Annotated in this window: 24 protein-coding genes; 3 read left to right on the top strand and 21 right to left on the bottom strand. The window is 74.7% G+C overall.

The features are described from left to right. Positions 1–59: 59 nt before the first annotated feature. The 13 genes from tatC to ACYSMR_RS00855 form a co-directional block, all read right to left on the bottom strand. Positions 60–932 (bottom strand): twin-arginine translocase subunit TatC, encoded by an 873-nt coding sequence (tatC, locus tag ACYSMR_RS00795; protein ID WP_309124981.1) that lies wholly within the window; start codon positions 930–932, stop codon positions 60–62. Positions 933–1,023: 91 nt separating this feature from the next. Then, positions 1,024–1,317 carry a Sec-independent protein translocase subunit TatA gene (gene tatA, locus ACYSMR_RS00800; protein ID WP_251334552.1) on the bottom strand — a complete coding sequence of 98 codons (294 nt, stop codon included), beginning with the start codon at positions 1,315–1,317 and terminating at the stop codon, positions 1,024–1,026. Then, positions 1,310–1,678, bottom strand: coding sequence for a hypothetical protein (locus ACYSMR_RS00805; RefSeq protein ID WP_251334553.1), 369 nt, complete (start codon positions 1,676–1,678; stop codon positions 1,310–1,312). The genes tatA and ACYSMR_RS00805 overlap by 8 nt, the downstream gene beginning before the upstream one ends. Positions 1,679–1,701: 23 nt before the next feature. Further along, positions 1,702–3,765, bottom strand: a complete 2,064-nt coding sequence (locus ACYSMR_RS00810) for a WYL domain-containing transcriptional regulator (protein ID WP_309124980.1) — start codon at positions 3,763–3,765, stop codon at positions 1,702–1,704. Between the two features lie 11 nt (positions 3,766–3,776). Then, entirely contained in the window at positions 3,777–4,172 is a 396-nt protein-coding gene (locus ACYSMR_RS00815) for an FKBP-type peptidyl-prolyl cis-trans isomerase (protein WP_251334555.1), read from the bottom strand. A 107-nt stretch (positions 4,173–4,279) separates the two neighbouring features. Further along, positions 4,280–5,251, bottom strand: coding sequence for an FKBP-type peptidyl-prolyl cis-trans isomerase (locus tag ACYSMR_RS00820; RefSeq protein WP_251334556.1), 972 nt, complete (start codon positions 5,249–5,251; stop codon positions 4,280–4,282). Between the two features lie 120 nt (positions 5,252–5,371). After that, positions 5,372–6,814 (bottom strand): Pup--protein ligase, encoded by a 1,443-nt coding sequence (gene pafA / locus ACYSMR_RS00825; RefSeq protein WP_461747091.1) that lies wholly within the window; start codon positions 6,812–6,814, stop codon positions 5,372–5,374. A gap of 5 nt (positions 6,815–6,819) precedes the next feature. Then, positions 6,820–7,029 carry a ubiquitin-like protein Pup gene (locus ACYSMR_RS00830; RefSeq protein ID WP_251334558.1) on the bottom strand — a complete coding sequence of 70 codons (210 nt, stop codon included), beginning with the start codon at positions 7,027–7,029 and terminating at the stop codon, positions 6,820–6,822. 62 nt (positions 7,030–7,091) lie between these two features. Then, positions 7,092–8,729 (bottom strand): depupylase/deamidase Dop, encoded by a 1,638-nt coding sequence (dop, locus tag ACYSMR_RS00835; protein WP_461747092.1) that lies wholly within the window; start codon positions 8,727–8,729, stop codon positions 7,092–7,094. After that, positions 8,726–10,483, bottom strand: a complete 1,758-nt coding sequence (gene arc, locus ACYSMR_RS00840) for a proteasome ATPase (RefSeq protein ID WP_375142370.1) — start codon at positions 10,481–10,483, stop codon at positions 8,726–8,728. Before arc ends, dop begins: the two co-directional genes overlap by 4 nt. Further along, positions 10,480–11,601, bottom strand: coding sequence for a tRNA (adenine-N1)-methyltransferase (locus tag ACYSMR_RS00845; RefSeq protein ID WP_251334559.1), 1,122 nt, complete (start codon positions 11,599–11,601; stop codon positions 10,480–10,482). Before ACYSMR_RS00845 ends, arc begins: the two co-directional genes overlap by 4 nt. 166 nt (positions 11,602–11,767) lie before the next feature. Then, a complete protein-coding gene (locus tag ACYSMR_RS00850) occupies positions 11,768–12,901 on the bottom strand; it encodes a site-2 protease family protein (RefSeq protein ID WP_251334560.1) in 1,134 nt (377 codons plus the stop codon). After that, the gene (locus ACYSMR_RS00855; RefSeq protein WP_309124976.1) at positions 12,898–13,623 is read right to left on the bottom strand and encodes an HAD family hydrolase; all 726 of its coding nucleotides are present in this window, start codon (positions 13,621–13,623) and stop codon (positions 12,898–12,900) included. Before ACYSMR_RS00855 ends, ACYSMR_RS00850 begins: the two co-directional genes overlap by 4 nt. A gap of 83 nt (positions 13,624–13,706) precedes the next feature. Between ACYSMR_RS00855 and ACYSMR_RS00860 the strand changes: the two genes are divergently transcribed. Further along, positions 13,707–14,606, top strand: coding sequence for a PAC2 family protein (locus ACYSMR_RS00860; RefSeq protein WP_251334562.1), 900 nt, complete (start codon positions 13,707–13,709; stop codon positions 14,604–14,606). An 85-nt stretch (positions 14,607–14,691) separates the two neighbouring features. On the opposite strand, the gene mshC is transcribed toward ACYSMR_RS00860, so the two are convergent. From mshC to ACYSMR_RS00875, 3 genes are all read right to left on the bottom strand, one after another. Further along, positions 14,692–15,972 (bottom strand): cysteine--1-D-myo-inosityl 2-amino-2-deoxy-alpha-D-glucopyranoside ligase, encoded by a 1,281-nt coding sequence (mshC, locus tag ACYSMR_RS00865; protein WP_251333292.1) that lies wholly within the window; start codon positions 15,970–15,972, stop codon positions 14,692–14,694. A 158-nt stretch (positions 15,973–16,130) separates the two neighbouring features. Continuing rightward, complete coding sequence (locus tag ACYSMR_RS00870; RefSeq protein WP_251333293.1) at positions 16,131–16,961, bottom strand: undecaprenyl-diphosphate phosphatase; 831 nt, start codon at positions 16,959–16,961, stop codon at positions 16,131–16,133. Between the two features lie 107 nt (positions 16,962–17,068). Further along, positions 17,069–17,464, bottom strand: coding sequence for a primosomal protein (locus ACYSMR_RS00875; protein WP_251333294.1), 396 nt, complete (start codon positions 17,462–17,464; stop codon positions 17,069–17,071). A 40-nt stretch (positions 17,465–17,504) separates the two neighbouring features. Between ACYSMR_RS00875 and ACYSMR_RS00880 the strand changes: the two genes are divergently transcribed. Next, complete coding sequence (locus ACYSMR_RS00880) at positions 17,505–17,738, top strand: DUF5703 family protein (RefSeq protein WP_251333295.1); 234 nt, start codon at positions 17,505–17,507, stop codon at positions 17,736–17,738. Positions 17,739–17,776: 38 nt separating this feature from the next. On the opposite strand, the gene ACYSMR_RS00885 is transcribed toward ACYSMR_RS00880, so the two are convergent. Genes ACYSMR_RS00885 through ACYSMR_RS00905 form a run of 5 tightly spaced genes read right to left on the bottom strand, consistent with a single transcriptional unit; the run spans position 17,777 to position 22,417 of the window. Then, positions 17,777–18,958, bottom strand: coding sequence for an acyl-CoA dehydrogenase family protein (locus ACYSMR_RS00885; protein ID WP_309124974.1), 1,182 nt, complete (start codon positions 18,956–18,958; stop codon positions 17,777–17,779). 40 nt (positions 18,959–18,998) lie between these two features. Then, the gene (locus ACYSMR_RS00890; RefSeq protein WP_461747093.1) at positions 18,999–20,336 is read right to left on the bottom strand and encodes a M20/M25/M40 family metallo-hydrolase; all 1,338 of its coding nucleotides are present in this window, start codon (positions 20,334–20,336) and stop codon (positions 18,999–19,001) included. Positions 20,337–20,360: 24 nt separating this feature from the next. Continuing rightward, the gene (locus ACYSMR_RS00895; protein ID WP_309124973.1) at positions 20,361–20,795 is read right to left on the bottom strand and encodes a nuclear transport factor 2 family protein; all 435 of its coding nucleotides are present in this window, start codon (positions 20,793–20,795) and stop codon (positions 20,361–20,363) included. Between the two features lie 32 nt (positions 20,796–20,827). Continuing rightward, positions 20,828–21,358 carry a hypothetical protein gene (locus ACYSMR_RS00900; protein WP_461747094.1) on the bottom strand — a complete coding sequence of 177 codons (531 nt, stop codon included), beginning with the start codon at positions 21,356–21,358 and terminating at the stop codon, positions 20,828–20,830. 54 nt (positions 21,359–21,412) lie between these two features. Beyond that, positions 21,413–22,417: a zinc-dependent alcohol dehydrogenase family protein gene (locus ACYSMR_RS00905; RefSeq protein WP_461747095.1), complete on the bottom strand. Its 1,005-nt coding sequence runs from the start codon at positions 22,415–22,417 to the stop codon at positions 21,413–21,415. Between the two features lie 233 nt (positions 22,418–22,650). Here ACYSMR_RS00905 and ACYSMR_RS00910 point away from each other — a divergent pair, with 233 nt between their 5' ends. Further along, complete coding sequence (locus tag ACYSMR_RS00910; protein WP_251333301.1) at positions 22,651–23,532, top strand: manganese catalase; 882 nt, start codon at positions 22,651–22,653, stop codon at positions 23,530–23,532. Positions 23,533–23,563: the final 31 nt, after the last annotated feature.

The following is a 23,563-nucleotide window of genomic DNA, read 5'->3' on the forward strand; positions in this document are numbered from 1 at the left end:
CTGCGCGGCGGGGCCGCTGGCGGGGCCGCTGGCGGGCCGTTCGCGACGGGCCGAGCCGCTCAGGCGCCGGGCTCGCGGCCTAGCCGGTCCAGGGCGTCGGCGGAGGTCGCGGCGTCGGCGGTGGCCCCGGTGGCGGCCGCGCGCCGGGCCTCCCGCCGCGCCCGCCGGCGGTCCAGGACCAGGCACAGCCCCACGGCCACGAAGAACAGCAGCAGCAGGGGCACCGCCAGGTAGAACATCGTCATGGGGTCCGGGCCCGGGGCGGCCATCGCGGAGATCAGCATCACCGCCACCACCACGATCCGCCAGCTCCTCAGGACCGTCCGGCCGGAGAGCACCCCGACCATGTTGAGCCCCACGAGGAACACGGGCAGCACGAAGGCGATCCCGAAGGTGAGCACCAGCTGGAGCACGAAGCGGATGTACTCGTTCGCGGTGATGATGTTGGAGGAGCCCTCGGGGGTGAACGCGGTGAGCGCGAACACGGCCGCCGGGAGGGCGACCACCGCGACGGCCACGCCGGCGAGGAACAGCGGGATCGCCGCGGCGAGGAAGCCCGTCGCGTAGCGGCGCTCGGAGCGGTGCAGGGCGGGCATGATGAACGCCCAGGCCTGGTAGAGCCACACGGGGCTGGCCAGGATCAGGCCGAGCACGACGGAGACCTCGACCATGATGTTGAAGGACGAGCCGACGCCGGAGAAGTTGATGACGGCCTCGCGCCCGGACTGGTCGTTGAGCCGGTCCACGGGCGCCTTGAGCGCCGTCATGAACGGCTCGTAGAGCACGAAGCCCGCGACGGTCCCCAGGGCGGCGGCGACCGCGGACTTGATCAGCCGGTTGCGCAGCTCCCGCAGGTGCTCGGCCAGGGCCATCTGCGCCTCCGGGTTGGTCTTGCGGCGGGACCGGGGCTTGTTGCGCGGTGGGGAGGACATGCGGTGACCTTCGGGACGTGGGGGGTGCGACGAGGCGGGGCGCGCCCGGCCGGCCCGCCCGGGGAGGGGCGGGCCGGCCGGGCGGGCCGGGTCAGGCCGGGCTGCCGGGGCGCTGGTCCGGGTGCTGCGGGGAGCCCGTCCCGGGTGCGCCGGGGGCGCGCGGCGGGGTGACGTCCTGGCCGTCGCGCACGGGCTGCCCGTCGATGACGACGTCGGAGGCCGCCGGCTGGTCGTCCTTCTTCATCTCCTTCACCTCGGACTTGAAGATGCGCAGCGACTGCCCGAGGCTGCGGGCCATGCCCGGGAGCTTGGGGGCGCCGAAGAGCAGCAGGATCACGAGGAGGATGATGAGCAGCATCACCGGGCTGTCGAACAATCTACCCATGGAGCATTCCTTTCCGTTCAGCCCGGCGGAGATCGCTGATCCGCTGCGGCTGGCCCATGCGGTCCTTGCGCGCCATGCGGCGCGCCAGGCGGGCGGTTTCACGTTGGTCGCGGCCGAGGCGGTACTCGGCCAGGGCCCGGCCCACGGGAGTGAGCACGGCCGGTTCCGGCGGGGTGCGGACCGGTCGCTGCACCCCGGAGGCTGCCGCGTCCCAGCGCTGGGCGAAGTCCCCGGCCGCCGCCTCGGCGTCCCGGAGGACGCCCAGCGCGGACCTCGCCGACCGCCACAGCAGCAGCCCGAGGAGGGCGGCGCCGAGCAGGACGAGGACCGTCCACAGCAGGACCCAGGACCACCAGAGCATGGTCTCCAGTATAGGCGGCGCGCTCAGCCCGCATCCGACGGCGCGTAGGAGCTCAGCGCAGAGTTCACCCAGAGTTCGACCTGCTCGACGACGTCGTCGGGCGCGGCCACGGCCAGCTGCCCGCCGTAGCGGGTGACGAGGGCGCACACGGCCTCGACGGTCTGGAAGCCGACGAGGGCGGCCTCGTGCTCCCGCGCCGGGCCGGTGCGCGGCGCGTCGGGCGCGCGCACCACGGCGGTGCGGGTGGCGTGGTACTGGTCGGCGATCCAGCGGCTGCGCCGGTCCGTCACGAGGGTGACCTCCACCGTGTCGGGCGTCCCCGGGGCGGGCGGGGCCGCGGCGGCGGTCTCCTGGGCGGGCGGGCGCTCCCCCGCCGGCCCGGCGTCGCCGACCGAGGAGATCCGGTCCAGCCGGAAGTTGCGCATCCCCTCCGCGCGGAGGCACCACGCCCGCACGTACCAGTGGGTGTTCGAGGAGAACACCTGCACGGGGTCGACCACGCGCTCGGTGAGCTCGTCGCGGGAGGGCACGACGTAGCGGATCCGCAGCCGCCGCCGCTGTTCGACGGCCCGCCGCACCGTGGCCATGACGTCGGCCAGGGCCGGGACGGGGACGTCGCTGATGGGGCGGGCGCCGACCGCGTTGGCGAGCATCCCGGCGTCGCCGGCCGCGCCGGCGACCTTCGCGATGGCGGAGGCCACGGCCTCCGAGTCCCCGCCGGGGACGGTGCGCAGGGTCTGCAGGCCCACGAGCAGGGCGGAGGCCTCCGGCTGGGTGAGCCGCACGGGGTCCGAGAGCTCGTCGGCGTTGGAGAGGTAGACGTGGCCGTCGTCCCACGAGGCGTCGATGAGCTGGTCGGGCATGTGCCCGGGCTTGCCGCACACGAACAGGGTGTTGAGGTCGGCGATGAGCTCCTGGTCGGTGATCCCGAAGCGGCGGGCGGTCTCCTCGAGCTCGGCGCCCTGGTGGGCGTAGACGTACCGGACGATCTCGAGCAGGCGCGAGAGGTGGTCGGCGGTCGAGAGCTTGTTGCGGGTGCCCTTGCGGGACTTCGCGGACCAGTCGACGACCGCTCCGCGGAAGCGGGCCACGGCCTGGGCTGCGGAGCGCAGCCGGCGCACCACGGCGGCGCGCACCTCGGCCTGCATCGTGGGCGCGGTCCCGTCCCCCTCGGCGGGCACGACGACGCCCGGGCCGGCCGCCGCGATCTCCTCGGCGAGGATCTCGGTCTCGGCGAAGGGGATCAGCAGGAGGTCCTCGCCGGCCGGCCCGGCGCCGGGGCGCTGCTCGGAGGCCATCCGGCGCAGCATGAGGGCGTGGCCGGGGCGGGCGAGGACCTCGACCGTGCGGGCGGGGGCGTGCGAGACCATGTGGGACAGGGCGTCGTTCATGGAGAAGTCCGCCGGCGGGGCGAACTCCTTGCGGGTCACGGTGACGTCGGACATGATCCGCGAGAGCCGGAACGTGCGGGAGTCGCGGCGGTCGAGGTCCCAGCCGACCACGTACCAGTTGCCGTACCGGGAGCCGATCCCCCACGGCTGCACCCGTCGGGTGGTGAGCTGGTCGGTGCTGCGGGCCAGGTAGTCGAAGCGCACCTCGCGGTGGCGGACCACGGCGGAGAGCAGCGGCTCGAACGAGGGCTCGTGCGCCGTGAGGGTGGGCTGCAGCAGCGGCGGGGCGTCGTCGTCGGGCAGGGCGCCGATCGCCGGCTCGAGCTTGCGCAGGGCCCGCCGGGCGAGCTCGCCCAGGGACGCCTCGGTCCAGGCGTTCGCGGCCAGGGCCAGCACCGCGGACTCCTCCGCGGTGAACTGCAGGGGCGGGAGGGTGAAGGATCCGCGGGGGATCCGGTAGCGGTGCCCGTGGGTGTCGTCGGGGAAGAGGGGGTCGTCGGCGACCTCCTCGATGGGGTACCCGAGGTCGCGCAGCTCCGCCTTGTCGCGCTCGAACATCCGCTCGAACGCCTCCTCGGAGGCGGACTCCGCGTACGACGGAACGGCCTCCCGCAGCTCCGCGCGGGTGTACCCGCGCTCGCGGGAGACCAGGGCGATGAGCAGGTTGAGAAGCCGCTCCGTCGATCGGGCTGCCATCGGCTGGGTCCTCAGCGCACGTCCAGGAGGTCCACCACGAAGATGAGGGCCTCGTCCGGCCCGATCACCCCGCCGGCGCCGCGCGAGCCGTAGGCCATGTCGGAGGGGATCTCGAGCCGGCGGCGGCCGCCGACCTTCATCCCCAGCAGGCCCTGGTCCCAGCCCTCGATGACCTGGCCGACGCCCACGGTGAAGTCCAGGGGCTGGTTGCGGTTCCAGGAGGCGTCGAACTCCTCGCCGCCGGAGAAGGTCACGCCCACGTAGTGGCAGGAGATCTGCTTGCCGGGGGTCGCCTCGGCGCCGGTGCCCTCGACGAGGTCGGTGATGACGAGCTCGGTCGGGGCCTCCCCCTCGGGGAAGTCGATCTCGGGCTTGGTGCGGTCGAGCTTGCGCTCTCCGAAGGACATGGCTGCTCCTGTTCGTCGGTCGGCGACGGTGTCGTCGTGGGGAAGGGGTGGGGCTCCGGCCCCGGTGGGGCCGGAGCCCCACCGGGCCACCATAGCGGACGCGGGGGCTACTTCTCGCTCGGGGAGGCCGAGGGCGAGGCGCTCGGGGACGCGGAGGCCTCGGACGCGGCCGGCGCCTCGGGGGTGTCGACGGCGGCGAGCACGTCGACGACGAACAGCAGGTCGCCCGCCGGGTAGGTCGAGTCCTTCCCGAGCTCCTTGGCGGTGCCGTAGGCCTGGCCCACGGGCACGGAGAGGATCACGCGGGAGCCGGCCTTCTTCCCGACCAGGCCCTTCTGCCAGCCCTCGATGACCTTGTCGAGGGCGAAGGCCGCGGGGGCGCCCTTCTCGTAGGAGGAGTCGAAGGTCTTGCCGTCGGACCAGGTGACGCCCACGTAGTTGGCCACGACGGTGTCGCCCTCGGCGACCTCCTCGCCGTCGCCCTCGATGAGGTACTCCGAGACGAGCTTCTTCGGGGCGTCGCCCTTCGGCTTCGCCACGGTCGGCACGCCCTCGTCGTTCTCGGTGACCTCGGGCAGGCCCTTCGGGCTGTCCTCGGCGTCGCCCTCGATCTCGGTCGGGATCTTGCGCACGACCTCGTAGACCTCCACGGAGGTGGACTCGTCGCCGGCCGCGCCGGAGGTCTTCGGGGAGGAGTAGGCGATGATCGAGCCCTCCTTGGCCTCCACGAGCGCGTCGTACATCTCCGGGATGGACTCCTTGAGCCCCTCCTCGAGGCGCAGCACCTGCCCGGCGCCCTGGGAGTAGGTCTCGCCGAGGGAGGACGCGTCGGAGCCCTTGTAGAGGGCCGCCTGCAGCAGGAGGGTGTCGCCCTCGTCGAGCTCGGCGCCCTCGCCCTCCCGCAGCTCCTTCGCCTCGGCCTCCTCGACGTTCATGGGGGTCTCGAACGTCACGGCCGGGGCCGCGCCCTCCGCCGGGTCGCCGCTGAGCTCGACGGAGTCCATCCCCGGACCGGAGCAGCCGGCCAGGACGAGCATCAGGGACAGGGCGCCACCGGTGGTGGCCAGGGTCTTTCGCACGGGGTGTCTTCCTCAGGGTCGGCCGGTCAGGAGCGGGAGGGACGGTCGGCACGGGCCGGAACCGCCCACCAGCCTAGACCAGGGCGCTGGACGTCGGCTGGACGGGGGCGCCGCAGCGCGTCAGAGCACGGGCGCGTCCCCGTGGGCGGGCCCGCCCTCCGGCGGGCGCAGGGCGGCCACGAGGGCGTCCGCCTCCGGGTTGCGGGTGGCGAAGGGGTCCTTGCACACGACGGCGCGCTGGGTCCGGTCGTTGACCTTCAGGTGCACCCAGTCGACGGTGTAGTTGTGCCCGGAGCCGACGACCGCGTCGATGAACCGCCCGCGCACCGCGGCGCGGGTGGCCGGGGGCGTGCCCACGGCCGCCTCGATGCGCCCGGGGTCCACGAAGGCCGCGGCGAGCCCGCGCCGCTGCAGCAGGTTGAACAGCCCCCGCTCGGGGGTGGTGTCGTGGTAGGCGAGGTCCAGTTGCGCCATCCGGGGGGCGGAGAGGTCGAGGCCGTGGCGGGCGGCGTAGCCGTCGAGCAGCTTGCGCTTGATCGCCCAGTCGATCTCGGTGTCGATGCCGGCGGTGTCCTGGCGGGCCACGGCCTCGAGCGTGCGCTCCCACAGGTCGAGGACCCACGGGACCCGGTCGTGGTGGGCGCCCTCGCGGTCCACGAACGCGCGCACGGACTCCAGGTGCTCGCGCTGGAGGTCGAGCGCCGAGCGGCGGGTGCCGTCGGCCAGCTCGACGGGGCGGGTGCCCGTGAGGTCGTGCGAGATCTCGCGCAGCGCGCGGACGGGGTCGACCATGGTGCGGTCGGGCAGGATCTGCCCGGCCTCGATCATCCGCAGCACGAGGTCGGTGGTCCCGACGCGCAGCGCGGTCGTGGTCTGGGACATCGTCGAGTCCCCCACGATGACGTGCAGCCGGCGGTAGTGCTCGGCGTCGGCGTGCGGCTCGTCCCGGGTGTTGATCAGGGGCCGGGAGCGGGTCGTGGCCGACGAGGAGCCCTCCCAGATGTGGTCCGCGCGCTGGGAGAACGAGTAGCTCGGGGCGCCGCTGCCGGCGCCGACCCGGACGGCCCCGAAGTCCTCTGGCCCCGCGGGGTGGACCTTGCCTGCCCCCACGAGCAGCTGGCGGGTGACGAGGAACGGGATGAGGATCGCGACGAGGCGGGCGAACTCGGTGCGGCGGGCGATCAGGTAGTTCTCGTGGGAGCCGAAGGAGTTGCCCTGCGAGTCCACGTTGTTCTTGAACAGGTAGACCTGCCCGGCCACGCCCTCGGCGGCGAGGGCCTCCTGGGTCTGCCGGCGGAGGTCCTCGATGATCAGCTCGCCGGCCTTGTCCTGGGCGACGACGTCCTCGAGGCTCGCGCACTCGGCGGTGGCGTACTCCGGGTGGGAGCCCACGTCGAGGTAGAGCCGTCCGCCGTTGGGCAGGAACACGTTCGAGGACCGGCCCCAGGCGACGACGGGGGCGAACAGCCTGCGGGCGGTCTCCTCCGGGGCGAGGGGGCGGGCGTCCGGGGCGCTGTGGGCGATGCCGAACTCGGTCTCGATGCCGTAGATCCTGCGGTCCATGGGGGCTACTGGCCGCCCTTCTGGACGAAGCCCTTGACGAACTCCTCGGCGTTGGACTCCAGGACCCCGTCGATCTCGGCGAGGAGGTCGTCGGTGGTGCTCGCGGTCGTCTGGCTCTGGGCGGACGGGGCGGCGGGCGCGGGGGCGGCGGGGTCGGGCAGCTCGGTCTCCTCGCGGCGCTGGGCGCCGGTGCCGAAGATGCGTTCCTGGGCCATGTCGGGGTTCCTCCTGGGTGCGGGGCGGACGGGACGGGGTGCGGGGGCGGGCGCCGGGGCGCTCAGCCGAGGGAGCCGGTGTGGACGAGGCCGGGACGGGCGGCGGCGAGGGCCCGGACGAGGTGCTCGGCGTCGGGGGCGGCGTCGAGCAGCGGGGCGACGTCGTCGCGGGTCAGCGCGAGCGGCTCGGGCATGGCGATCCGGGCGCCGCGGCGCACCCCGGGCAGGGACAGGGAGACGGAGTCCCAGTTGGCGGCCAGGACGTCGTCGGGGAAGCGGGTGACGAGGCGGCCGCGGAACCAGGCGCGGGTGTCCTCCGGGGGCGCGTCGACGGCGTGCGCCACCTCGTCGGCGCCGAAGAGGGTGCGCATCCGCCCCGCGGCGACGAGCCGGTGGTACAGGCCCTTCTCCGGGCGCACGTCGTGGTACTGCAGGTCGATCAGCGTCATGCGGGGGTCGTCCCAGGCGAGGCCGTCGCGCTCGCGGTAGCCCCGCAGCAGCGCGTACTTGGCGACCCAGTCGAGGCGGTCGGCCAGCGAGAGGGGATCGCGCTCGAGGGCGTCGAGGACCTCCTCCCACAGCTCGAGGACCTCGCGGGTCGCGGCGTCGGGCGCGCCGCCGGCGTGCTCGTGGGCGCGGGCGGCGTCGAGGTAGAGCCGCTGCAGCTGCACCCCGGTGAGCTGCCGGCCGTCGCGCAGCGCCACGGTGGCGCTGAGCCCCGGGTCGTGGCTGATGGCCTGCAGGGCGGCGACGGGGTCGGCGAGCGCGAGCTCCGGGGCGGCGCCGGCCTCGACGAGGCCCAGGACGAGGGAGGTGGTGCCGAACTTGAGCAGCCCGGCGGTGTGGGAGAGGTTGGCGTCGCCGATGATGACGTGCAGCCGGCGGTGGCGGTGGGCGTCGGCGTGCGGCTCGTCGCGGGTGTTGACCATCGGGCGGTGGACGGTGGTCTCGAGCCCGACCTCGCGCTCGAAGAAGTCGGCGCGCTGGGCGATCTGGAAGCCGGGACGCTGGCCCCGGTCCCCGAGGCCGACGCGGCCGGCCCCGCACATCACCTGGCGGGAGGCGAAGAAGGGCAGCAGGGCGGCGGCGAGCGCCGCGAAGGGCACGGAGCGGGGCACGAGGTAGTTCTCGTGGGCGCCGTAGGAGACGGACTTGTTGTCGGTGTTGTTCTTGTAGAGGCTCACGGCGGGCAGCCCGGTGGTCGGCTCGGCGGCGGCGACGGCGCGCACGGTGTCCGCGGCGACGCGGTCCCCGGCGGCGTCCCACAGCACGGCGTCGCGGGGGGTGGTGACCTCCGGGGAGGAGTACTCGGGGTGGGAGTGGTCCACGTAGAGGCGGGCGCCGTTGGGCAGGACGGTGTTCATCACGACCTGGCGCCAGTCCAGGGACTCGGCGTACAGGCCCGCGTCGTGCAGGGCCTCCGCGGCGATCTCCTCGGCGGTGAGGACGGGGGCGACGTCGGTGAGCTGGGACGGGTCCGCCTGCGCGCGCGGCAGGGTGAAGCCGCGGGCGTCCCGCAGGGGCGACTCGCCGTGGTAGTCCCAGCCCGCGGCGGCGTGCCGGGCGCCGAGACGGCGGCGGACGAGGGCGGCGTAGGTGGTGACGACCTGGGTGGAGAGCACCGTGGCGTTGGCGTGCGGGGCGCCGGGGGCGAGCACGCCGTACTCGGTCTCGGCGCCCATGACGCGGCGCACGGTCATGGCCGCTCCTGCCGGGGGCGCTCCCCCGGCCCGGCCGGGTGGGGGTTGCGGTGCAGGACGACGCGCAGGTCCGTGATCGTGTCCCCGCGGCGCCCCGAGATCCGGGCCCAGTCCTCGGGGTTGGTGGTGTTGGGCAGGTCCTGCTGCTCGTGGAACTCGTCGTCGACGGCGCGCACGAGGTGCTCCCGGGACAGCCCGCGCACCCCGGTGGTGAGCAGGTCCTTGATGGCCTGCTTCTTCGCCCGGTCCACGACGTTGCGGATGACCGCCCCGGAGGTGAAGTCGCTGAAGTAGAGGGTCTCCTCCGTGCCGTCGCGGTAGCTCAGGTGCAGGAACCGGGTCTGCGGGCTGCGCTCGTACATCCGGGTGACGGCGGCGTCCACGAGGGCGGCGACGGCGCCCGCGCGCCCGCCGGCGGCGTCGACCTCGGCCTGGCGCAGGGGCAGGGCCTCGGTGACGTAGAGGCCGAGGATCTCCCGGGCCCCCTCGGCGTCGGGGCGGTCGATGCGGATCTTCACGTCGAGGCGGCCCGGGCGCAGCACCGCCGGGTCGATCATGTCCTCGCGGTTGGTGGCGCCGATGACGATCACGTTGTCCAGCCGCTCCACGCCGTCGATCTCGGTGAGCAGCTGGGGCACGATGGTGGTCTCCACGTCGGAGGACAGCCCGGAGCCGCGCACGCGGAACAGGGAGTCCATCTCGTCGAAGAACACGACCACGGGGATGCCCTTGGCGGCCTGCTCGCGGGCGCGCAGGAAGATGGAGCGGATCTGCCGCTCGGTCTCCCCCACGTACTTGTCGAGCAGCTCGGGGCCCTTGATGTTGAGGAAGTAGCCCAGGGCCCGATCGCGCCCGGCCCGGTCGGCGGCGCGCTCGGCGAGGGAGCGGGCGACGGCCTTGGCGATGAGGGTCTTGCCGTTGCCGGGCGGGCCGTAGAGGAGGATGCCCTTGGGCGGGGTCAGGCCGTGCTCGCGGTACAGGTCCGGGTGCACGAAGGGCAGCTCGACGGCGTCGCGGATCTGCTCGATCTGGGGGCCCAGGCCGCCGATGTCGTCGTAGGAGACGGCGGGGACCTCCTCGAGCACGAGCTGCTCGACGTCGGTGCGCTCGATGGGCTCGAGGGCGAAGCCGGTGCGGTGGTCGATGGAGACCGCGTCCCCGATCTCGGGCCGGTGCCGGCGCAGCAGCCCGGACAGCAGCAGGACGCGCTCCTCGTCGGAGCGGCCCACGGTGAGCACCCGGTCGTGGTCGACGATCTCCTTGACGGTCGCGACCTCCCCGGTCTGCTCGTAGTCGAGCACGGCGCCGACCACGTAGTTCTGGTCCAGGAGCACCTGGCGGCCGGGCTCGCACGCGCCGAAGCTCACGAGCGGGCTGACGGCCACGCGCATCCTCCGCCCGGCGACGAGGACGTCGAGGGTGGGGTCGGTGACGGCGGGCCCGGCCCCGGTCGGCTCGCCCACGGGGGCGCGGCCGGGGTTGGCCTGCAGCACGGTGCCCTGGCTCAGGGGCGGGACGAGGTCGTTCTCGAGGGCGCGCTTGAGCTGGCGGATCTCGGTGCGGGTGGCGTCCAGCAGCCGGACGAGCTTCTGGTTCTGGGTGCCGGCGGCGGCCAGCTGCTTGTCGAGCCCGCGCTTCTGGTCGCGCAGGATGTTCACCTGGCGCTGGGCGTTGACCAGCGCCCGGCGGGCCTCCTCCGGGTCCGCGGGAGCGCCGGGGCCCGGGGCCGTCTGCGGGCGGGGGGTCTCCGTCACGGCCGCTCCTCCTCCGGGGCCTCCGGTCCCGTGCTCCCGGGGCTCGTGCCGTCCACCGGCGCCGTCCCAGCGGGCGCCCCGGGGCCGGCCGTGGCCGCGCGCGCGGCGAGCCCCAGGGCGTCGCGCGCCGCGCGGCGCAGCTTCTTGTCGGAGACGTCCCGCTCGCCCAGGGAGACGGGGGTCCAGGCGTCGAGGTCCTCCTGGCTGAACTCGGACTTCGAGGCCCGGCGCTTGGGGGCCAGCCGCTCGGAGCCGTCGGCGAGGCGGCGGGCGGAGACGAGGAAGCCGGTGTGGGCGACCATCCGGTGGTCGGGGCGCACCGCGAGGCCCTCGACGTGCCAGCCGCGCACCATCGTCTCCGAGGCCTCGGGCTCGGTGAACCGGCCGTCGGCGCGCATCGCCTCGGCGGTGCGGGAGAGCTGGGTGACGGTGGCGACGTAGCACATGACCACCCCGCCCGGGGTCAGGGCGGTGGCCACGGCGTCGAGGCACTCCCAGGGCGCGAGCATGTCGAGGACCACGCGGTCCACGGACCCGGGCTCCTCGTGGGCACCGAGCTCCTCGGCGAGGTCCCCGATGGTGATCTGCCACGCCGGGTGGGGGCCCCCGAACATGGTCTCGACGTTGCCGCGGGCGATGTCCGCGAACTCCGCCCGGCGCTCGAACGAGTGCAGGTGCCCCGCGTCGCCCACGGCCCGCAGCAGGGAGATGGACAGGGCGCCCGAGCCGACCCCGGCCTCGACCACCCGGGCGCCCGGGAAGATGTCGGCCATGGTGACGATCTGGCCCGCGTCCTTGGGGTAGACCACCGCGGCGCCGCGGGGCATGGAGAGCACGAAGTCCTTCAGCAGCGGGCGCAGCGCCTGGTAGCGGAAGCCGGCGGAGTTCTCCACCACGGTCCCCTCGGGCCGGCCGATGAGCTCGGCGTGCGGGAGCACGCCGCGGTGGGAGTGGAACTCGCCGTCGACCGCGAGCGTCACCGTGTTCATCCGCCCGCGCTCGTCGGTGAGCTGCACGCGCTCCCCGGCGCGGAAGGGGCCCCGCCGGTTGGCGGCCCCCCGCGGGGCGGCCGCGGGCGCGGCGGGCGTGGTGGCGGTCTGGTCAGCGGTTCCGGTCATCGGCTCACTTTCACGGGAGATCCTGGCGTGCTCTGGGACGGTCTGCGGGGTGCCGGCGGGGGGATTCCCCGGGGTGCGGTCCCGCGCAGGGCCGCACCGGTCACCCCCATTGTGTCACCGCTGGACCACCGCCGCGTCCGGGCCGCCGCCGGGGTGTGGGCCGGGCTCAGCCGGCCAGGCGGCGTTCGAGGGCCGCGGTGCGCAGCACCCCCACGGGGGTGCCGTCGGCCCCGGTGACGACCCAGCGGGGGTGCCGGCTGCCGGCGACGGCCCGCAGCAGCGCCTCCTCCTGCAGCCCGCCGTCCAGCACGGCGTCCGCGGGCAGCCCGTGCAGCACGGCCGTGAGGGGGGTCTGCGCGCGGCGTTCGGCGGGCACGGCGTTGGCGGCGGCCGGCGCGAGCACCCCGACGGCCTCGCGGGCCGGGCCGAGAGCGACGACCTGGGGCACGGGCGTGCCGGGCGCGCGCTCGGCGAGCCAGCCGGCCACGACCCGGTCGGTGTGCTCGAGGGAGGCCCCGGCGGGCACCGCCACGGCGGGGTCGGCGAGCGCGGCGGCGCTGAGCCCGCGCACCCGCCCCAGGACGGCCGCGGCCCGCAGCGAGGCGGTGGCGCCCTGCCACATGAAGGCGGCGACGAGCACGACGAACAGCAGCGTGGTGGTCTGCTGCCACAGCCCCGTGACCGCGGTCCAGGCCACGAGCCCCACGGCGAGCAGCCGCCCGGCCCACGCCGCGACCAGGGTGCCGAGGAACTCCCGGCCGGTGAGCGCCCAGACGACGGCCTCGACCACGCGCCCGCCGTCGAGCGGCAGGCCCGGCAGGACGTTGAACACGCCCACGATGAGGTTCGCCCACGTGGTGAGGTCCAGCAGCACCCAGCCCAGGGTGGGCGCCGGGTCCCCGGTGCGCAGCGCCGCCCACCCGGCGAGGCCGAGGGCGAGGTTCACGGCGGGGCCCGCGAGGGAGACCACGGCGGAGGCCAGCGGGGCGTTGCGCACGTCCCCGAAGTGGGTGTGCCCGCCGAGCAGGGTCAGCACGATCCGCCCGGTGGGCCAGCCGAAGGCCCGGCCGGTCCAGGCGTGGGCGAGCTCGTGCAGGAGCACGGACAGGGCGAGGGTGAGGGCGAAGCCCAGGGACGCCGCATAGTTGAGCGCGCCCAGGTGCGGGTACTCGCGCATCAGCACGGGGGTGTAGAGGACCACGGTGACGGCGGCGATCACGAACCACGACCACGCCAGGGTGACGGGCACCCCGCCGATGCGGCCCAGGGAGATGCCCGCGGAGCGCTCCCGGGGGCTCATGCGGGCGTCCCGGCCACGAGCCGGCCGAGGTCCTCGGGACCGAGCCCGGCGAGGGTCGGGAGCACGAGGTCCGCCCCGGCGTCGTCGACGGGGACCATGTGGGGCACGGCGAGGGTGAACAGGCCGGCGGCGGTGGCCGAGCGGATGCCCGTGCGGGAGTCCTCCACGGCGAGCATCCGGGCGGGGTCCAGGGGCCGGCCCGCGTGCTCGGCGAGGCGGGCCGCGGCGATGCGGTAGGGGTCCGGGGCGGGCTTGGCGGGGTGGCCGAGGTCCCCGGTGACGACGACGTCGAACACGCCCGGCCCGCCGAAGGCCTCGACCACGACCTCGGCCAGGGGCGCCTCGCTGCTGGTGACCAGCGCCAGGGGCACGCCGCGCTCGTGCAGGGCGGCGACGAGCTCGGGCGCCCCGTCCCGGTAGACCATCCGCGCGCGGGCACGCCCGGCCACGTCGGCGAGCAGCCGGTCGACGATCTCGCGGATCCCCAGCCGGGCCCCGGCGCGCTGCATCACGGCCGCGGCGTCCTCGAGGCCCCAGCCCACCGTGCCCCGGGAGTCGGCCTCGGTCCACGTCCCGCCGTGGGCGGTGACCAGCTCGATCTCGGCCTCGAACCAGTAGGGCTCGGTGTCCACGAGCGTGCCGTCCATGTCGAACAGCACGGCCGAGGGCAGCACGGCGGCGGGGCGGGGACGCAGGGCGGGGGCGGGCTCGGGACGGGGCATGGCCCCATCGTAGTGTCCGCAACACGCCCGGCCCGCCCGCGGGAGCCTCTTGCCGTGGGGGGCGCTGAGCGTAGGGTGGGAGCGTGAGCAACTTCGACGACGGGGCGTCCCCCGCACCCCAGCCCGGGCCCTTCGGCGTCGTCCGCGAGAGCGGCGACCCGGAGCGCGTGACCGTGCTCGTGGCCGCGTTCGAGGGCTGGAACGACGCCGGGGACGCCGCCACGGACGCCGTGCAGTTCCTGGCCGAGCACTTCGGCGCCAAGGACGTCTTCGAGGTCACCTCGGACGACTACTACGACTACCAGTTCTCCCGCCCCGTGGTGCGCCGCTCGGCGACCGGGGAGGCGAAGATCGCGTGGCCCACCACCCGGCTGTCGACCGCCTCCGTGCCCGGGACGAACCTGGACCTGGTGCTGCTCCACGGGTGGGAGCCGTCCTACCGGTGGCGCTCCTTCACCGCGGAGCTGCTCGAGCAGGCGACCCTGCTCGACGTGGACTTCGTGGTCATGGTCGGCGCGCTGCTCGCCGACGTCCCGCACACCCGGCCCATCCCGGTGACCAAGACCTCGGACACCGCGGAGCTGCAGGAGGAGCTGAACATCGACTCCTCCCAGTACGAGGGCCCCACGGGCATCGTCGGGGTGCTCTCCCACATGGCCTCCCTCGGCGGGTTCCCCACGGTGAGCCTGTGGGCGGCCGTGCCCCACTACGTCGCGCAGTCGCCCTCCCCCAAGGCCGAGCTGGCCCTGCTGCGCGAGCTCGAGGAGCTGCTGAGCGTCACCCTCCCGCTCGACGTGATCGCCGAGGACGCCGAGGCGTGGGAGCGCGGGGTCAACGAGCTCGCCGCCGACGACCCGGAGATCGCCGCCTACGTCCAGCAGCTCGAGGAGGCCAAGGACACCACCGACCTGCCCGAGGCCACGGGGGACGCGATCGCCAAGGAGTTCGAGCGCTACCTGCGCCGCCGCCGCGACGACAAGTGAGCGGGCGCCCCGGTCCGGGGCGCCCGCGCCGAGGGGCGGCACCCGATCCGGGTGCCGCCCCTCGGCGCGGGCGGGCCGGACCGGGTCAGAGCACGACGCCGAGCCGGGCCTCCACGAGCTCCCGCACCAGCTGGGCGTCCGCGGGGGAGCACTCGGCGGCGCTGCCGGCGGTCAGGGCGCCGGCGGCCCAGTCGTCGAGGGCCGTGAGCGCGGCGGGGGCGTCGAGGTCGTCGGCCAGGGCGGCGCGCACGGTCGCCAGCAGCGGGGCGGCGGTGCCGGCCGGGGTGACGGCGAGGGCGCGGCGCCAGGCGTCGAGGCGGGCCACGGCCGCGGCCAGGCCCAGGTCGGTCCACGACCAGTCGTCGGAGTAGCGGTGGGCGAGGATCGCGGTGCGCACCGCCGCGGGCTCCACGCCCTGCGCGCGCAGCCTCGAGACGAGCACCAGGTTGCCCTTCGACTTCGACATCTTCTCCCCGTCGAGACCGACCATGCCGGTGTGCAGGAAGTGCTCGGCCATGGGCCGGCCGGTCAGGGCCGAGCAGTGCCCGGCGCCCATCTCGTGGTGCGGGAAGACGAGGTCGGAGCCCCCGCCCTGCACGGTGAAGGGCGCGGGCAGGTGCTCCAGCGCGATCAGGGCGCACTCGATGTGCCACCCCGGCCGGCCGGGCCCGAGGGACGCCCCGTCCCACGCGGGCTCGCCCGGGCGCTCGACGCGCCACAGCAGGGGGTCCAGCGGGTGCCGCTTGCCGGGGCGCTCCGGGTCCCCGCCGCGCTCGGCGAAGACCGGCAGCATCTGCTCCGGGGTGAGGTGGGAGACGTCCCCGAGCACCCACGCGGCGTCGTCGTCTAGGGCGCCGGCGGCCTCGACGTCGAAGTAGACGTCGCCGTCGGGCTCCCCGTCCGCTCCGGGCACGCGGTAGGCGAGGCCGCGGCCGAGCAGCTGCTCGACGGCGGGGACGATCCAGCCGACGGCCTCGGTGGCGCCCACGTAGTGCTGGGGCGGGAGGACGTTGAGGGCGCTCATGTCCGCGCGGAACAGCTCGGTCTGCTCGGCGGCCAGCTCGCGCCAGTCCACGCCCGTGGCCTCGGCCCGCTCGAGCAGGGGGTCGTCCACGTCGGTGACGTTCTGGACGTAGTCCACGGGCGTGCCGGCGTCGAGCCAGGCGCGGTGCAGCACGTCGAAGGCCACGTAGGTGGCGGCGTGGCCCATGTGGGTGGCGTCGTACGGGGTGATCCCGCAGACGTAGAGGCTCGCGCGCTCCTGCCGGGGCAGCTCCGCGCGACGCCGCAGCCGGGTGTCCTGCACCACCGGCAGGGGGGCCTCGCCGGGGAGGTCGGGGACGGGTCGGGCGGACCAGGCTTTCATGCTCACCTCGGAAGGGTTCGGGAACGGGAGGATCGGGGCGCGGGGCCCCCCTTAACCTACCGGCCCCCGCGAGGGGTCCCGGTCCGGGCCCTCGGCGGGGGCCCGGACGGAGCTCCCGGCGGGGGCTGCGGTGGAGCGTGCGGTGGAGGCTGCGGCGGTCAGGCGCTGATCAGGCCGAGCCCCAGGAGCACGAAGATCGCCAGGCCCAGCGCGATCCGGTACCAGACGAAGACCGTGTAGCTGCGGTTGGAGATGTAGTGCATGAACCAGCCGATGATCACGTAGGCCACGCCGAAGGCGATGCCGGTGGCCACGAGCGTCTCGGCCGTCCCGTAGGGGCCCGCCTGGGGCTCCCCCAGCGTCTGGGCGAGCTTGTACAGCCCCGAGGCGAACACGGCCGGGATGGCGAGCAGGAACGCGTAGCGGGCCGCGGCCTCCCGGGTGTAGCCCATGAGCAGCCCGGCGGTGATCGTCCCGCCCGAGCGGGAGACGCCCGGGATCAGGGCCAGCGCCTGGGCGAGGCCGAAGAGCACGCCGTGGCGGACGGTGAGCTCGTCGAGGTGGCGCACCTGCCGGCCCACCCGGTCCGCGGCGGCGAGGATCACGCCGAAGACCACGAGCATCGTGGCGGTGATCCACAGGGAGCGGAACTCGGTGTCGATCCAGTCCTCGAGCAGCAGCCCGAGCACGCCGATGGGCAGGGAGCCGAGGATGATCAGCCAGCCCATCCGGGCGTCGGGGTCCGAGCGGTCCACCCGCCCCACCAGGGACAGGGCCCAGTGCCCGATGATCCGGGCGATGTCGCGCCAGAAGTAGATGATCACGGCCGTCTCGGTGCCCAGCTGGGTGATGGCGGTGAACGCGGCCCCGGGGTCGGCGCCGTGGGGGAGGAACTCGCCCGCGATGCGCAGGTGCGCCGAGGAGGAGACCGGCAGGAACTCGGTGAGGCCCTGCACGAGGCCGAGAATGATTGCTTCGATCCAGTTCACCCGGCCACCTTACGGCACGGTACCGCCGCCGCCCGCCGCCCGGACACGCCGGGAGCGGCCCGCCGGGGCGGGCCGCTCCCGGGCAGGCCCGGGCGGACCGGGCCGGGTCAGCGGGCGGACCGGGACTGACCGCCCTCGTCGAGGTCCTCGTAGTCCTCCTCGTCGACGAGGTCGTCGTCGAGCATCTCGTTGTCCTCGAGCAGATCCTCGTCCGCGCCCTCACCGGAGTCCTCGTCCTCGTCGTCCGGGCCGAGGTCGTCCTCGTCGTCGGAGTCCTCGTCCTCGGAGTCCTCGTCGTCCTCCTCGGCGAACACGGTCAGCGGGGTGACCTCGTCGTAGGCGTCGTAGAGCGCCTCCTCGTAGGCGTCGAATGCGTCGGCGATCGCCAGGTAGGCGCCGTCGACCGCGGGGTCGTCGTCGCCCCGGCGGTTGGAGGCCGCAGCCAGGTGTTCTTCGAGGGCACTCACGAGGGCCTGCAGCGCAGCACGAGGATCTTGGCTCATGGAGTAGACGTTATCGCTATTCCGTGCAGAATGGGGACCGATGAGAGAACAAGTCCGGACCAGCTCGGCGGCCCTCGCGCGGGACGCCGACCAGCGCTACGAGTACCTCCTGCTGACCGTCGCGCCGCACGAGAGGCTCAGCGAGGCGCGCGCCCGGCTCACCGAGCACGCCGAGTACGGCAAGTGGGAGCTCACCCGGTCCGTCCTGCTCTACAGCGGGGCGCGCAAGTACTGGCTGCGCCGCCGCGTGATGCGGGTCGAGCGCACCATCTGAGCGCTCCCGCCCGGCCCGGGCGCGCCCGGGCCGCTCCCTCAGCCGCCGACCGGGCCCAGCAGGGCCCTGGCGGCGGCCGCGTGCACGGACTCGCTGTCCGAGGGGTGGTAGATCCCGGCGAGCACGTCCCGGTAGAGCCGTTCCAGCTCCCGGCCGCGGGAGTACTGGGCGCCGCCGGCGGTGCGCAGCGCCAGGTCCACCACCTGCCGGGCCGTCTCCGTGGCCCGGTGCTTGACCCCGGAGAAGAGCAGGAACCAGCGCGGCCCGTGCTCCGGAGCGCGTCCCGAGCCGAGGGCGTCGACGTCCGCGCTGAGCTGCCGCAGCTGCAGCTCCAGCCCGTCCCGCAGGATGGCGGCCTCCGCGATCTGCCACCGCACGTCCGGGTGCTCGGCCCGGGGGGCGTCCGCGCCCCGGGAGCGGCGGGTGCGGGCGAGCTCGGCCGCCAGCTCCACCGCCCGGTCCGCGATCCCCGTGTAGACCGCGGCCAGGAGCAGCTCGAAGCACCCGAAGATCCCCCACACCACCGGATCGGGGTTGGGCTCCGCGGGGGTGCGGGTGAGAACCTGCTCGGGGCGCATCCGCACCGAGCGCAGCACCGTGGTGCGCGACTGCGAGGCGCGCATGCCCAGGGTGTCCCAGTCGTCGAGGACCTCGATCCCGTCCGCGTCCCGGTCCACGAAGCCGAACACGAGCGGCGCCCCGGCGTCGGCGTCGTCCCGGGCGTGGACGATCAGCCGGGTCCACACCGGGGACAGCGAGGTGAAGATCTTCGTGCCCGTCACCCGGTAGCCCTCCCCCTCGGCGACGGCGGTCGTCGCCGCGTCGAAGAGCACCGCGTCGTTGCCGGCCTCGGAGATGCCGAACGCGAAGATCTCCCCGGCCGCCGCCTGCCGGAAGATCCCCTCGGCGCGGCCGTCCCCGCGCAGGCGCAGGGTGTGCGCCACGCCCACGAGCACGTGGTGCATGTTGATCCCCAGGGCCGTGGCGGGGGCCGCCGAGGCCAGGCGCCGCTGCGCGGCGACCGCCTGCTGCAGGGTGAACCCGAGGCCGCCGTGCTCCCGCGGCACGAGCATCAGCGGGTAGCCGATGCGCACCAGCTCCGCGAAGTCCTCGTCGAAGAACCGGTTGTCCCGGTCGTAGCCGGCGGCGCGCTCGCGGAACGCCGCGAGCAGCTCGTCGGGCAGCAGGGTCTCGGGCGTCGGGGCGTCCGTGCTGGGCATGGGGTCCTTCCGGGAGCGCGGGTCGGGCGGGGCGGGACGGTCAGTACGAGCTGAGCAGGCGGTGGAGGACCCGCGAGCCGAACTCCAGCGACGCCGTCGGCACGCGCTCGTCCACGCCGTGGAACATGGCGGGGAAGTCGAGCTCGTCGGGCAGGCGCAGCGGCACGAACCCGTAGCCGGTGATCCCCAGCGGGTCCAGGGACTTGTTGTCGGTGCCGCCGGAGAGCATGTACGGCAGCACGACGGCCTCCGGGTCCTCGGTGTGCAGGGCGTCCACCATGGCGTCCACGACGCTGCCGGAGAACGGCACCTCGAGGGCGATGTCGTCGGACTCGAACTCGAAGCGCACCCCGTCCCCGGCCAGCTCGGCGAGCTTGTCCAGCACGAGCTCCCGCTGCTCCGGCAGGTAGCGCACGTCCAGTCCCGCCTGGGCGGAGCCCGGGACCACGTTGACCTTGTACCCGGCCTCGAGCATCGTCGGGTTGGCCGTGGTCTGCAGGGTCGCGCCCACGAAGCGGGCCACCGAGCCGAGCTCGGCCAGCAGCCGCTGCGGGTTCTGCGGGTCGAACTCCACACCGGTCAGCTCGGTCACCGAGTCCAGGAACGCGCGGGTGGTCTTCGTCAGCTGGACCGGCCACCGGTGCTCCCCGATGTTGGCCAGCGCCCGGGACAGGCGGGTGACGGGGTTGTCGTCGTTGATCTGGGAGCCGTGCCCGGCGGTGCCCTCGGCGTGCAGGCGCAGCCACATCAGGCCCTTCTCGGCCGTCTGCAGCAGGTAGGCGCGGCGCCCGCCGATGGTCGCGGAGTAGCCGCCGACCTCGCTGATGGCGTCCGTGACCCCGTCGAAGAGCTCCCGGTGGTGCTCCGTGACCCACCGGGACCCGTAGGTCATCCCGGCCTCCTCGTCGGCGAAGAAGCCGAAGACGATGTCGCGCCGGGGCCGGGTGCCGGTGCGGGCCATGTGGCGCAGCACCGAGATCATCATCGCGTCCATGTCCTTCATGTCCACGGCCCCGCGGCCCCAGATCATGCCGTCCGCGAGCTCCCCGCCGAAGGGGTCCACGGACCAGTCCGCGGCGATCGCGGGGACCACGTCGAGGTGCCCGTGCACGAGCAGGGCGTCGGCGGACGGGTCGGTGCCCTCGAGCCGGGCGAAGACGTTGGCGCGCCCGGGGGCGGACTCGAGCAGCGTGGGCGTGAGCCCGACCTCGTCGATCAGCCCGGCGACGTACTCGGCCGCGCGCCGCTCCCCGCGGGCGTCGCCGCTGCCGAAGTTGGACGTGTCGATCCGGATGAGGTTGCGGCAGATCTCGACGGTCTCGCCCTCCGGCGACGAGGCGGCGGGTGCCGGCACGGGGGTGGGCTGGGAGTCGGTCATGGGGTCCTTCCTGGTGCCTGGGGGTCAGCGGGTGGCGGTGTCCCGGCCGGGGTAGTCCCGCAGCAGGAGCCGGCCCGACTCCTCCACGACGGTGACCGTCTCGGTCCGGTCCGGGGCGTCCTCGGGGGCCACCAGCAGCTCGTGGCCCTCCGGGGTGGCCGTGGCCCCGTCCTGCACGACCAGCGTCCGGTAGCCGGAGGTGTCCTCGTGCCACTGCTCGAGGTAGCGCGGGCAGTACTGCGAGTTGCCGTCCGTGCTGCGGTGGACGAGGTCGTGGGAGAGCAGCGCGCAGGCGCCCTCCCAGTCCCGCTCGGCCATCGCCTCGACGAACGCCTCGGTCACGCCCTCGGGCGTGCCGGGGTCGGGCCCGCAGCCGGCGAGGCCGGCGGCCGCCGCCGCGGCGAGGCCCAGCCGCAGCGCGCCCCGGGACCGCGCGGGGCGGGTGGCGTGGACGGGCATGGGTCTCCTTCCCGGGGGCGGGCCCTCCCAGCCTAGCGCCACGGGCCCGCGGGCACCGGCCGCGGGGGCGCCGGGGCGTCCTCGAGGTGGCGGGGGCGCCCGGCGACGACGCCGGCCGCCAGGGCCACGAGCAGGCAGCCCAGCAGCACGAATGCGCCGGCCCAGCTGCCCGTCAGCGCCAGGACGAGCCCGAACCCGAGGGGCCCGGCCGACGCGGAGGCGTAGCCCACGCCCCGGGCGACGGCGGAGAGCGCCGCGGAGCCGGCCGTGGTGCGGGTGCGCGGGTTGGTGAGCGGCCGGGCCATCGGGTAGGCGCCCCGGCCGCTGCCCGCCCTCCGGGCCCCGTCCCTGCGGGTGCCGGCGAGCACCACCGGCCAGGGCGCGACGGCGACGGGGCCGACCGCGGCCCGGACGCCGATCGAGAGCCGCCACCCCGCGGTCCGGGCCGGGGGCACGGCCAGGAAGGGGGTGGCGGGGGTGCCGATCCCGCAGCACATGGTGTGCGCGGAGGTCAGGGCGGCCAGGCGCAGGGACAGGGCGAGGAGGACGGTCCCGGCCAGCACGGCGACGCGGCCGGGCAGGCGCGGGGGTCCGGGGAGCGCCGGGGCACGGGGGCCTCAGTACTCCAGGCAGATCTTGCCGAAGTGGCGGCCGGACTCCTGGTGGCGGAACGCCTCGGCGGCCTGGGCGAGGCCGAAGCTGCGGTCGATCACGGGCCGCAGCCCGGTCGCCTCGAGCGCCCGCACGAAGTCCTCCTGCTCGCGGCGGCTGCCCACGATCAGCCCCTGCAGCCGGGCCTGCCGCGCCATGAGCAGGGCGGTGGGGACCTCGCCGGATCCGCCGGCGAGCACGCCGATGAGGGAGATGTGCCCGCCGATCCGCACGGCCCGGATCGACTGCGGCAGCGTCCCGGCGCCGCCCACCTCGATGACGTGGTCCGCACCGCGTCCGCCCGTGAGCTCCAGGACGGTGCGGCCCCACTGCGGGTCCTGCCGGTAGTTGATCGTGTGGTCGGCGCCCAGGGCGCGCAGACGCTCGAGCTTCTCGTCGGAGGACGACGTCGCGATCACGGTGGCGCCCATGAGCTTGGCCAGCTGCACGGCGTAGACCGAGACCCCGCCCGTGCCGAGGGCGAGGACGACGTCCCCCGCCCGGAGCCCGCCGTCGACGACGAGCGCGCGCCAGGCCGTGAGGCCGGCGGTCGTGATGGTGGCGGCCTCGGCGTGGGTCCACCCCGCCGGGGCCCGCGTGAACCAGGTGGCGGGCCGCACGACGACCTCCCGCGCGTAGCCGTCGAGCCCGTCGCCGGGCACGCTGCGGAAGTCGCCGACCGCGGGCGGGCCGTCCTGCCACAGCGGGAAGAAGCAGGAGACCACGGCGTCGCCCGGCGCGAGCTCCTCGACGCCCTCCCCCACGGCCTCGACGCCCGCGCCGTCGGCCAGGGGGATCCGGCCGTCCTCGGCGGGCGAGCCGCCGCTGACGACGAGGTAGTCGTGGAAGTTCAGCGAGCTGGCGCGGACCCGCACGCGGACCTCCCCCGGTCCCGGGTCCCCGGGGGCGGGGACGTCCTGCAGGACGAGGCGGTCAAGACCGCCGGGGGCGGCGAGGGAGAGCTGCTTCACGGGGGGACCTCCGGGGCGTCGTGGTCGGGCGGCGTCGCGGTCGGGTGGCGGCACGCCGGGGCGGCGCACGGGCGCCGCCGGTCGGGAGCCGCCAGCCTACCTGGCTCGGCCCCTTTCGTCAGCACACTTCCCTTATGGCCCCCGCGGCGTTTAGGGTGGCCTTACCTGCGACGGTGCGACGCGGACATCCGCGGCCCGCCGCATCCCCACTGCAGTCGACGACGGAGGCAAGCATGTTCTTCCACCAGCAGAAGCTCCAGTACAACGCCACCCCCGAGGCCCCGGACGCGGTCTACGCGCGCAAGCTGCAGGAGGTGATCGGCGGGCAGTACGGCGAGATCACCGTCGCCATGCAGTACAGCTTCCAGGCCTGGAACGCCCACATCCCCGGCAAGTACCGTGACCTGCTCTTCGGCACGGCGGCCGAGGAGTTCGGCCACATCGAGATGCTCGCCACGATGGTCGCGCAGCTGCTCGAGAAGGCCCCGCTGGGCATCACCGACGAGGCCGTGCAGGGCGACCCGGCCGTGGCCGCCGTGATCGGCGGGACGGACCTCCAGCACGCCATCGTCGCCGGGGCCGGCGCGCGGCCGGTCGACTCCATGGGCAACCCGTGGCAGGGGTCCTTCGTCACCGCCAGCGGCAACCTCCTGGCCGACATGACGGCCAACGTCAACGCCGAGATGCAGGGCCGCCTGCAGGTGGCCCGGCTCTACCACATGACCGACGACCACGGGATCCGGGACATGCTCTCGTTCCTGCTGGCCCGCGACACCATGCACCAGAACCAGTGGATGGCTGCGGTCAAGGAGCTGCAGGAGGACGGGCTGGAGCAGATGCCGGTGCCGTCGAACTTCCCGCAGTCGAAGGAGGCCACGGAGTTCTCCTACGACTACTACAACTTCTCGGACGGCGCGGCCGCCGCGGACGGCTCGTGGGCCTCCGGCCCCACCCCGGACGGCAAGGGCACCTTCGGCTACAAGGCGGAGCCCATGGCCGGCGTGCCCATGCCCCCTCCCACGCACCCGGACGCCCGCTTCTACGGCACCACCGAGGTCCCCAACGCCGTCGAGAAGGCCGCCGGCACCCTCCAGGACAAGCTCAAGAAGGAGTAGCGCCCGGCCGGACGCCCCGCCGGGGAGTGTC

The sequence above is a fragment of the Kocuria sp. U4B genome (genome assembly GCF_054875615.1).